The organism is Rhodocyclus purpureus, assembly GCF_016653115.1.
Taxonomy (GTDB): Bacteria; Pseudomonadota; Gammaproteobacteria; order Burkholderiales; family Rhodocyclaceae; genus Rhodocyclus; species Rhodocyclus purpureus.
This window is the reverse complement of the sequence record NZ_NHRX01000038.1, coordinates 70,962-81,722: the sequence shown is the minus strand read 5'-3', so window position 1 is coordinate 81,722 and position 10,761 is coordinate 70,962. Positions and strand designations below refer to the sequence as shown.

General features: G+C 64.1%; 9 protein-coding genes. 6 read left to right on the top strand and 3 right to left on the bottom strand.

Features of this window, described 5'->3' with window-relative positions:
- Positions 1 to 94: 94 nt before the first annotated feature.
- Both CCR84_RS07825 and CCR84_RS07820 read left to right on the top strand, forming a co-directional pair.
- Positions 95 to 1,066: an ABC transporter substrate-binding protein gene (locus tag CCR84_RS07825; protein WP_201211139.1), complete on the top strand. Its 972-nt coding sequence runs from the start codon at positions 95 to 97 to the stop codon at positions 1,064 to 1,066.
- 43 nt (positions 1,067 to 1,109) lie between these two features.
- The gene (locus tag CCR84_RS07820; RefSeq protein ID WP_201211137.1) at positions 1,110 to 1,940 is read left to right on the top strand and encodes a M48 family metallopeptidase; all 831 of its coding nucleotides are present in this window, start codon (positions 1,110 to 1,112) and stop codon (positions 1,938 to 1,940) included.
- 9 nt (positions 1,941 to 1,949) lie between these two features.
- Here CCR84_RS07820 and CCR84_RS07815 read toward each other — a convergent pair whose 3' ends face one another.
- Together CCR84_RS07815 and CCR84_RS07810 are read right to left on the bottom strand one after the other, a co-directional pair.
- Positions 1,950 to 4,208 (bottom strand): ABC transporter permease subunit, encoded by a 2,259-nt coding sequence (locus CCR84_RS07815; RefSeq protein WP_201211136.1) that lies wholly within the window; start codon positions 4,206 to 4,208, stop codon positions 1,950 to 1,952.
- A 7-nt stretch (positions 4,209 to 4,215) separates the two neighbouring features.
- Positions 4,216 to 5,307, bottom strand: a complete 1,092-nt coding sequence (locus CCR84_RS07810; protein ID WP_201211135.1) for an amino acid ABC transporter ATP-binding protein — start codon at positions 5,305 to 5,307, stop codon at positions 4,216 to 4,218.
- A gap of 162 nt (positions 5,308 to 5,469) precedes the next feature.
- Here CCR84_RS07810 and CCR84_RS07805 point away from each other — a divergent pair, with 162 nt between their 5' ends.
- The 4 genes from CCR84_RS07805 to CCR84_RS07790 all read left to right on the top strand — a co-directional run bounded on the left by CCR84_RS07805 (position 5,470) and on the right by CCR84_RS07790 (position 9,769).
- Positions 5,470 to 6,264, top strand: a complete 795-nt coding sequence (locus CCR84_RS07805; protein WP_201211134.1) for a transporter substrate-binding domain-containing protein — start codon at positions 5,470 to 5,472, stop codon at positions 6,262 to 6,264.
- A 10-nt stretch (positions 6,265 to 6,274) separates the two neighbouring features.
- A complete protein-coding gene (locus tag CCR84_RS07800; protein ID WP_201211133.1) occupies positions 6,275 to 7,780 on the top strand; it encodes an ABC transporter substrate-binding protein/permease in 1,506 nt (501 codons plus the stop codon).
- Positions 7,777 to 8,868, top strand: coding sequence for an ATP-binding cassette domain-containing protein (locus CCR84_RS07795; RefSeq protein ID WP_201211132.1), 1,092 nt, complete (start codon positions 7,777 to 7,779; stop codon positions 8,866 to 8,868). Before CCR84_RS07800 ends, CCR84_RS07795 begins: the two co-directional genes overlap by 4 nt.
- A gap of 241 nt (positions 8,869 to 9,109) precedes the next feature.
- Positions 9,110 to 9,769 (top strand): outer membrane beta-barrel protein, encoded by a 660-nt coding sequence (locus CCR84_RS07790; protein ID WP_201211131.1) that lies wholly within the window; start codon positions 9,110 to 9,112, stop codon positions 9,767 to 9,769.
- A gap of 117 nt (positions 9,770 to 9,886) precedes the next feature.
- On the opposite strand, the gene CCR84_RS07785 is transcribed toward CCR84_RS07790, so the two are convergent.
- Positions 9,887 to 10,696 carry an outer membrane protein gene (locus CCR84_RS07785; protein WP_201211130.1) on the bottom strand — a complete coding sequence of 270 codons (810 nt, stop codon included), beginning with the start codon at positions 10,694 to 10,696 and terminating at the stop codon, positions 9,887 to 9,889.
- Positions 10,697 to 10,761: the final 65 nt, after the last annotated feature.

The window sequence follows — 10,761 nt, the reverse complement described above, 5'->3', positions numbered from 1 at the left end:
GCATCCTTGCTCGCCAAGACCACCGCCTTCATGAACAAGCTGCAGGCCTTGCCGGCACACGTAATGTCATATTTCAGGCACCCGGCTGCGGCCTATGCGAACCAGTGTATTTAAGGGCCGGGTTAATAACAGGAACGGGGGCCTCGATGGCAGGATGGTCGAACTGATCTCGCGCGACGACGCGCAGGACCGGCAGACGGCCGAGAAGGCGACGCGCGAACTGGTGGCCGCCGGGGTCGAAGCGGTCATCGGACCCTTCACCAGCGGCATGGCCGAAGTCATCGTACCGATCACCGGCGCCGCCGGAATCTTCCAGGTCAGCCCCACCATCACCTCGATGAGCTTCTACGGCAAGGACGACAACCTGTTCCGCATCAACCGCACCACCCGCGACAACGCCGGCGACTACGCGCGGGTGATGGTCGGTCGCGGCCAGCGCCATATCGCCGTCGCCTACGACACGCGCAACCGCAACTTCACCGAGTCCTGGCTGCGGGAGTTCCACAGTGCGGTCGAGGCGCAAGGCGCGCGGGTGGCGGTGGCGGTACCCTACGATTCACAACCCGACACGCCCTTCGCGGCGGTGATCAAGGAGATGCTGGCCGCCCGCCCGGACAGCCTGTTCTTCATTTCCGGCGCGCTCGACGTGGCACGCCTGGCGCAGGAGGCGCGCAAGCAGGCACCGGCCCTGCCGATCGGCGCTGCCGAATGGGCCGCCACCGAGCAGCTGCTCGACCTGGGCGGCGAGGTCGTCGAAGGACTGCTGATCGTCCAGAACTACAACCGCGACGACGAATCGCCACGTTTCCGCGAGTTCGCCGAAGCCTATTTCAAACGCTTCCAGCGCCTGCCCGGCTACAGTTCGGTCTCGGCCTACGACGCCGCGACCGTCGTGCTGACCGCGCTCAAGAACCGCCGCGACGGCGAAACGCTGAAAGCCGCGGCGCTGCGCAGCGGTCCGTACCAGGGCCTGCAACAATCGATCAGCTTCGACGCCAACGGCGATACCCAGCGCAAGGTCTTCTTCACCGAGATCCGCGGCGGACGTTACGTCCTCCTGCCCTGATTGCGCTGACGCCCGCCTGATTCCCTGAAGTCACTTTCGAAACATGCAAAACACCACGCTCTTCGCCAAGCCTCTCCCTGCCCTGCTCGCCGGCTGCCTGATCGGCACCGCCCTCGCCGCCACCCCCTGCCTGGCCGAGGACGGCGTCGATGTCGGCAAGCCTTCGGCGCTGCGCAAGCTCGTTCCCGCCAGCCAGCTCGAGCAGCAGGCTGCGCAGCAGTACGCGCAGTTGAAGCGCCAGGCTGCCGAGAAGGGCGCGCTGGCCGCCGACGACAACCCGCAGCTCGTCCGCCTGCGCCGGATCGCCAGGCAGATCCTGCCCTTCGCGCAGCGCTTCAACCCGCAGGCGAACAACTGGCAGTGGGAGATCAACCTGATCGGCTCCGATCAGCTCAACGCCTTCTGCATGCCCGGCGGCAAGATCGCCTTCTACACGGGAATCATCACGCAGCTGAAGCTCACCGACGACGAGATCGCCGTCGTCATGGGTCATGAAATCGCGCACGCGCTGCGCGAACACGCGCGCGAGCGGATGGCCAAGGGACAGCTGACGAACATCGGCGCCGCGCTGCTCGGCGAGTTCATCGGCGGCGGCAAGTACTCGGGCGCGTTCCGCGCCGGCGGCGACCTGATGGCGCTCAAGTTCTCGCGCGACGACGAGAGCGAAGCCGACCTCGTCGGACTCGACCTGGTTGCCCGCGCCGGCTTCGACCCGCGCGCCGGGGTCAGCCTGTGGCAGAAGATGAGCGCGGCCAACCGCGGTGGGCCACCGGCGTGGCTGTCGACGCACCCCGCCGGCAAGGACCGGATCAAGGAAATCGAGCGCCACCTGCCGGACGTGATGCCGCTCTATCAGGAGGCAAGGCGCTCCTGAGGCGCTGCGTCACGGCTGCCGCCGTGCCCTGCGCCATGCGGGATCGCTGCGTTTTTCGACGGTATCGAGCAGCAGTCCGAGCAGCCAGATGACCAGGAAATAGGCGAGGGAAACCATCACCAGCGGGAAGAAGGCTTCGAAGGTGCGGCTGCGGATGATGTCGCTGGCCTTGGTCAGGTCCACCACGCCGATGTAGCCGACGATCGAGGTCATCTTGATCAGCGAGATGAATTCGCCCCGATAGACCGGCAGGATGCGCTGGACGGCCTGGGGCAGGATGAAGTGGATGAAGGTGGCGAGGCGGCTGAACCCCATGGCGATGCCGGCTTCGTACTGACCGGGATCGATGCTGCGCACGCCGCTGCGGAAGATCTCGGCGACATAGGCGGCGAAGTTCATGCCGAAGGCGAGCACGGCGACGGCAACCGGATGGATGTCGATGCGGGCGAAGGCAACGTAGTAGGTGAGCATCAGCAGCAGCAGCACCGGCAGGCCGCGAATCACCCCGATGTAGAAGCGGCCGACCTGCTGCAGCCAGGGCTGAGGCGCCATGCGCAGCGCGCAGACGACCGCCCCCAGCAGGGTGCCGAACAGGGTGGCGAGCAGGGAAACGGTGAGGGTGATCCACAATCCTTCCACCACCAATCGCCAGCGCTGTTCGGTGACGAAGGTGGAGGTCAGGCTGGCAGCGAGTTCGCCGAGCCAGCTCGAACTCGCGGGTGCCGCTGCTGTTTCCAGGGCGGTGTGTGGCGCAGCGGGAGTGGCCAGATCCTTGGCGCGCACCAGGACCGACAGCGTTTCGTGGTTGTAGGGCTGCGAAAAGGCCACCTGTTTCTCGCGTTCAGGAGTGATCGTCAGGTTGGCGATGATGGCGTCTATCTTGTTGGCCGAGAGTGCAGCGATGAGGGTTTCGAACTCCATGGGCACGAATTGCACCGGCATGCCTTCTTGCCGGGCAAAGCGTTGCGCCAGTTCGGTTTCGTGGCCGATGTAACGCCCATCGGCGCGGCTGACGAAGGGCAATCCCAGCACCAGCGAGGTACCGACGCGCAGGGGCGCACCGACCGTCGGCAGGGCGATGTCGGGCATGCGCACCTGTTCCGGCTGGGCCACGAACCAGCGTTGCCTCATCTGCGCCAAGGTGCCGTCGTGCTGCAGTTGTGCCAGAAAGCGGTCGAAACGCTCGCGCAGTCCCTTGTTCCCCGGTGCGAAGGCGGCGCCGATGGGCGACGGGGCCAGCCCCTCCTGGGCAACGGCAAGATCCGGAGTGAGCACCGCCTGGGTGCGGGCGGTAACCGCATCGGTCAGGACCACATCGCTGCGCCCGGTTTGCAGGCTGAGCATCAGGTCGGCCTGCGAGTTGAAGCGGGTGATCTGGGCCGTCGGAAATTCGCGGCTGGCCCAGATATCCATGAAAGTGCCGATGAGCACGGCGACACGACGCTGACCGGGGTCGAAATCGACTGCTTGCACTGGATTGGCTGAATTCGCCACACGGCTACGCCAGGCAATGGCCGCGCCCTGTTCTTCCGCATAGGGATCGGAAAAATCGACCGCCTTGCGCCGCTCGTCGGTGATGGCGATACCGTCGCTGATCAGATCGGCCTTGCCCGAGGCGATGGCAGGCAGCAGGGCGCCGAAGTCGAGGGTGTGGATCTCGAGCTGGATGTTCTCCTCGGCCGCCCAGGTCTGCAGGATCTCGATGTCGAAGCCGACGTGTCGCCCATCCTTGTAGGCCACATAGGGCATGTCCGCCACCGACACCGCCAGCACGTAGCGCTCGCGCGGCGCGACGGGCTCGTGCACGGGCATGACGGCCTGCTCGGGATCATGCACGAACCAGCGTTCGTGAATCGTTCGATAGCGACCATCGGCGCGCGCCCGTGCCAACCAAGCGTTGAAGCGTTCGCGCAAGCCGCTGCGCGATTTGGCAAAGCCGATGCCGAGCGGAAAGCGCATCACCGCCTCGTCGAGCAGCGCCAGCTCCGCAGATTGATCGACCACCGCACGGGCGCTGATGCGTGCCAGGATCGCCGCATCGAGCTTGTCGGTCTTGAGCGCCTGGATCAGGTCGGTGCTGTTGTTGTAGCCGACGATGCGCGCCTCCGGATAGTGTCGGTGCAGGTGAGCGTCGAACACGGTGCCGGTGACGTAGCCGATACGGCCGGTGGACACGTCGGCCAGCGAGCGCCAGCCGTCGGCAGCGCTGGCCGTCAGCGAAAGCAAGGCGGAGAGCAGGACAGCGGCGAGAAAATGCAGGAAACTCATGCGGCGCTCACCTCGCGTCCTTGAGGGTCAACACCAACTGATTACGCCCCGCGGCGTGGCGATACTGGATGTCGGCATAGCCTTCGATGAGGCGGCGGCCGAGGTCGTCGGGGCTGCCGGCTGCGGCGAGCGGGTTGGCGGGCTCGCCGCCGCTGTCGGTGCGCACTTCCAGCGTGCGGCTGCCTTCGGCGAAGGCGATGGTGAGGGTGATATCCACCGGGCCGGCCCCGGCCGTCAGCAGCGCGAGCAGTTCTTCGGTAAGCAGTTGCAGCGTGTTCTCTCGCTCGGGCGGGATCGCATGCTTTTCGCAGAAGCGCTCGATCTGGCCGAAGATGGCGTACAGATCGAAGGCGGCACTGGTGATCTGACAGCGGATGCTGCGTACGCGGTGGATGAAGTCGCGCGTGCGCGGGCGCTGCGGCGCGTCGAAGATTTGCGCCGGCGTGCCCTCTTCGTAGATCACACCCTCGTCCATGTAGAAAATGCGACTGGAGACATCGCGCGCGAAGGCCATCTCATGGGTGACGATGATCATCGTCATCCCCTGGCGCGCCAGGCGCCGGATCACCGCCAGCACCTCGCTGACCATGGTCGGGTCAAGCGCCGAGGTGGGTTCGTCGAAAAGGATGATCTCCGGCTGCATCGACAGGCAACGGGCAATCGCCACGCGCTGCTTCTGACCGCCCGACAACTCGTGCGGAAAGCGCTCGGCGCATTCGCCCAGCCCGACCATCTGCAGTAGCCGCAAGCCCTCCTCGCGCGCGGCCTCGGCCGGCACGCCGAGCAGGCGCCGTGGGCCGACGCTGAGGTTCTCCAGCGCGGTCAGGTGAGCAAACAGGTTGAACGACTGGAACACCATCCCCATGCGCCGACGCAGGGCCGCCACATCGGTGGCCGGATCGAGCAGATCCTGTCCCTTGACGAGGATGCGTCCGCCGCTCGGGCGGTCGAGCAGGTTGAGACAGCGCAGCAGCGTGCTCTTGCCGGTACCGGAAGGGCCGATGACGGAGATGACCTCACCGGCCTCGATGCTGGCATTGACGTCACGCAGCACCGCAAGATCGCCGAACTGCTTGGACAGGTGTTCGATGTGGATCATTTTCCTCGTCGATGTTCGGATGCGTGAGCTGCTGGGCGAGTTACCCGATAGCCATGGGGAAAAACCTGCTCCACGGGCGCCCGGAGAGCGGATATTTTTTCCTGCCCAGAAGTGCCTACGTTACCGGAGAGTATACTGATGCTTTCTGGAGGAGGGTCATCGATGATCAAGCAATTGTCCGGTTTTTTGACTGGCTGTCTGATGCTGTCGGCGCTGCTTCTGGCGGGCGGTTGCGGCCAGAACAACGAAATCACCAGCATGCAACAGCTCGCCGACAAATCCTTTGCCGTGCCGACCGGTACGGCTGCCGACACACTGGTGCTGTCAAGATTTCCACAGGCGAAGTTCCAGTATTTCAATACGGTTCTCGATGCCGCCCTGGCCGTCAAGGCGGGCAAGGCCGACGCCGTCGCCTACGATGAACCGATCCTGAAAAACATCGCCGCCAAGAATGACGGGCTGACGGTGCTGCCGGAAATGATCACCGTCGACAACTACGGTTTCGCGGTCCAAGCAGAAAACCGTGCCCTCAAGGATGCGATCGATGCGGTGCTCAGGGAACTGAAGCAGAACGGTGGCTACGCCGACATGCAGGCGCGCTGGTTCCCGAAGAAAGGCAACCCGGCGCCGATGCCGGAGATTGCACTGAGCGGAGAAGCGGGTGTGCTGCGTCTCGGCACGGCCGCCGTCACCGAACCCTTCTCCTTCATCGATGGCTCGCAACAGGTCGTCGGCTTCGACATCGAGCTGGCGCGGCGCGTGGCCAAGCAGCAGGGCAAGACACTGGAAGTGGTGAACATGGAATTCGGCTCGCTGATCCCGGCACTCAGTTCCGGGAAGGTCGACATGATCGCCTCGTGCATCACGATCACGCCGGAGCGCGCGCAGAAGGTGCTCTTCTCCGAGTCCTACTACCAGGGCGGGATTGCTGCACTGGTAAGGGAAGCACGCCCCTGATCGTTCGCCAATGAACAGACTCTTCCAACTGCTTGCCGCCTGCGTGCTGCTCGTCGCGGGCGGCAGCGCGGCGCAGGCGGCGCCACCGCAACTGCAGGACCTCGAGGGCAAGCGGATCGCCATACTGTCCGGCACGGCGGGAGATCTCGCGGCGCGCAGGCAGTTTCCCGACGCGCAGTTCGTCGAACTGACGACGACCTCGGACGCCGCGCTGGCGGTCGACACCGGCAAGGCGGATGCCTTCGTCTTCGACAAGAGCGTGCTCATCAACCTCGCGGCAAAGAATCCGCAACTCCGCATCGTCGAGCAGCCGGTCGGCAGGCTCGACGTCGCCGTGGCCATGCGCAAGGACAATGCAGCGCTCCAGGCCGAAATCGACGGCGTCCTCGCGGCCCTCAAGCAGGAAGGCGAACTGCAGCGCCTGCGCGCCAAGTGGGTCGATAGCCGCTACACCACGCCTCCGCCGATGCCGTCCTTCGACCAAACGGGCAGGCGTGGCGTGCTGCGCATGGGTACCAGCGCCGAGAACGAACCCTTCTCCTTTCACGCCCGCGGCGAGCTGGCAGGCCTCGACATCGAACTGATCCACCTGATCGGACAGCGTCTCGACAAACGCATCGAGATCGTGGACCTCCACTTCGACACCCTGATCCCCGCGCTGCAATCGAAAAAGATCGACGTCGCGCTCGCCAATTTCAATGTCACGGAAGAGCGCAAGAAGCTGATCCGCTACTCGACCCCTTACCTCGACAACGACATCAGCGCCCTGGTGCGCGCGCAAGCTCCCGCTGCCGGCGCCGAAAACGATGGATTGCCGCGCTGGTTCCGCAGCGTCGCCGACAGTTTCCACAGCAACATCATCCTCGAAGACCGTTATCTGCTGATCTGGGACGGCCTGAAAACGACGGTGATCATTTCCGTGTTCTCGACGCTCCTGGGCACTCTGCTCGGCGGCGTCATCTGCTTCATGCGCATGTCGGCGCGGCGCCTGCTCAAAGTGCCGGCCCGCATCTACATCGCCATCCTGCGCGGCACGCCGGTCCTCGTGCTGCTGATGCTGATCTTCTACGTCGTGTTCGCCTCGATCCACATCGATCCGGTGCTCGTCGCCATCATCGCCTTCGGCATGAATTTCGCTGCCTACAGCGCCGAGATCTTCCGCACCGGCATCGAGGGCGTCGACAAGGGGCAGACGGAAGCCGGCATCGCCCTGGGATTCACCCGTGTCTCGACCTTCGTGAACGTCGTCCTGCCGCAGACCATCCACCGCATCCTGCCGGTGTTCAAGGGCGAGTTCATTTCCCTGGTCAAGATGACCTCGGTCGTCGGCTACATCGCGGTGCAGGATCTGACCAAGGCCAGCGACATCATCCGCAGCCGCACCTTCGACGCTTTCTTCCCGCTGGTGATGATCGCCATCCTCTATTTCCTGATCTCCTGGGTACTGCTGCAATCGCTCGGCTATCTGGAGCGGGTGACCGATCCGAAATACGGACGCAAGGCAGGTGGCTCATGATCAAGGTCGACCATCTCTGCAAGCGCTTCGGCAACCTGACCGTCCTCAAGGACATCAGCATCGATATCGCCAGGGGCGAGGTCATCTCCATCATCGGCCCCTCCGGTACCGGCAAGAGCACCCTCCTGCGCTGCCTCAACCTGCTCGACCAGCCGAGCGGCGGCAGGATCGAGATCGATGGCGTCAACCTCCTCGACCCGAGCACAGACGTGCCGAAAATGCGGCGCAAGATGGGCATGGTGTTCCAGTCCTTCAATCTCTTCGCCCACCTTTCGGTGCTCGACAACCTGACCCTCGGGCCGATCAAGCTGCTTGGTACCGGCAAGGCCGAGGCGCAGAGCAAGGCGCGCGACTTGCTCAAGCTGGTCGGGCTGGCCGAGAAGGCTGCCAGTTTCCCCGACGAACTGTCGGGTGGCCAGAAGCAGCGCGTGGCGATTGCCCGCTGCCTGGCGATGGATCCGCAGATCATCCTCTTCGACGAACCGACCTCGGCGCTCGATCCCACCATGGTCAGCGAGGTGCTGGCCGTCATGCGGCGGCTGGCGAACGAAGGGCTGACCATGCTCGTCGTCACCCACGAAATGGATTTCGCCCGCGACGTATCGAGCCGGGTGTTCTACATGGACGAGGGAATCATCTACGAGCAGGGCACGCCGGCGCAGATTTTCGAGCAGCCGCAGCGCGAAAAGACCCGCGCCTTCATCCACCGCATTCGCAGCGTCTGCCTGCGCATCGACAGCCCGGATTTCGATCTTTACGCGGTCAACGCGGAGATCGAGCAGTTCTGCGAAAAGCAGATCCTGCCGAAAAAGACGCGGCAACACCTGTGGCTGCTGATCGAGGAGTTGCTGGCCGTCTATCGGCCACGCCTTGCGCAGGCCCCGGTGGAAATCACCCTCGGTTACGCCGAAAAGACCGGGCGGCTCGAGGTCGCACTCGAGTCCCCGGGCGATGCTCCGAACCCGCTGGACAGTGCCGCACTACCCGACGAACTCGGCCTGAGCATCATCACCAAGCTGGCAGAGAGCATCGATTACCGCACGGACGCTCGCGGCAACCGGCTTTCGCTCCGCCTGATCGGTGGCTGACGGCCTAAGGATCATGGCGAGTGGTACCACCCCTGAGCATCAAACGCAGCCATTCGCTGCCGTCATTGCGAGGCGCGTAGCGCCGTGGCAATCCAGTTCGTTCTTCTATTCAGCCCTCCGCACTGGATCGCCACGCCCTTCGGGCTCGCGATGACGGGCTGCTGATCACGACGGCTTCGGCAGATCAGGTCGGCCGATGTTTCACAAAATTGTTCCACGTTTCACGTTAAAGGGAGAGGGCATGTACGATTATCAGCGATGGATCCTGGCTGCCGCAGGCGCCGTGAGCGTGCTGGCAGCACAGGGCGTGGAAGCCCAGTATTACCTGGGCGCCGAAACCGGGCGTGAGCACCTGTCGTTCAAGCCGGAATATCGTTTCGTGAACGGCGATCCCGCTGCAAGCTACCACAATGAGGGCGCTGGCTCGACCACCGGCATGGTCGGCGGATACCACTGGAAATCCGCGCGCGATTTCTCGCTGGATGTGCAGGGCCGCCTGTCGGTGAGCAATGCCGACTGGGAGATGAGCCTGGCGGAACCGGCGTCTTTTCGTTATGACCTGCCCGTGAATGTGGCCGTTTCGCTACTACCCTCGTTCCGCCTCACGGAACATTTCGCCGTGTTTGCCGAAGGAGGACTGGCGCTGGGAAAGATCCGCGAGCGCAAGTCTGCCGTGACGACCAGTCAGTACGACGTAGAGAAATGGCGGCCTGGCATCGTCGCCGGGGTCGGCGTCAGCCTCGCGCTGGACGAACGCTGGTCGCTGCGCGCCGGATATCGGCGCACCTGGTATCAAAACCACGAGTTCGACACTTATCTTGCCGATGGCACGCGCGTGGAGACGGTCACTTCCCGGGTGGTGCAGAGCACGACCACGATCGGCCTGATCCGGGAATTCTGAGCCGGAAGCGCTCACTCATGGCAAGCGGAGGCCCGCCGCGTTCGCCAATTCAGGAAAGACTGAAGTCAGCGCACGGTACCGCCCTCGACCAGCGGGCTGCGGGCGGTGCACGATCCCTCACCGAAAGGCATAGCGAATCCCGATGGCCCAGCCGTAGCTGCGCAAGCGGGTTTTGATTTCGTCGATCCTGATCGGTGCTGCGACATGGTTCATGCGCATGTCGCCCTGATCGGAACCGATCTCGCCCAGGTCGGTATAGCGCAAGGAGGCATCGAGAAAAAACTGGCGGCTCAAGGCCATCTCGGCACCCAGCATCAGGGAATAGGCAAACTCCGTGCGCTCACCTTTGGGAGTCTCCGTCGTCCGGTGCCGTCCGGTGTTTTCGGGAAAGCTGAAGTTCATTTTCCCCAGCCGGTTGTGCGACACACCGGCCCCCACGCCGAGGTAAGGGCGGATCGTGCCGCCATCGGAGCCGGTCAGCGCCGCGAGGTCGAGATACAGGTTGAGCATAGCGGTCGTGGTTTCCGCGTTCCCCGTCACCGGCTGGTGCAGGCCCACCGAGCGGAAGTTGGCGTTGCCCTGATAATCCATCCCCGAGCGCTCGGCCAGCGAGATGTCGGCGCGCCACAGCGGCGACAGGCGCGCACCCACGGCGATCTCGGCTATCCGGCCATGTCCGAAATCGCCATAGGCGCCAAGGGATCGGCCATCGACGCCGGCACCGCAGCCGAACAACGCGGGCGGATTCGTGGATGAGCAACGCGCGTCGGAGAAGTTGGCATCCGCGTATTTTTCGTAACCCAGGCTGCCCCTGACATACGCACGCTCCTGCCAACTTTCCGCGCTTGCCGGCAAAGCCAATGACAAGGCTGCAGCGCAAAGCAAGGCCGATTTTGCCGAGGGGTGCCGCTTGCGGTGCGTATTCATCTGATGACGATCTCCGGAAATCGCAGGGACACGCAGTCGCCGTCGTGAACGGCGAGGCAGATCAA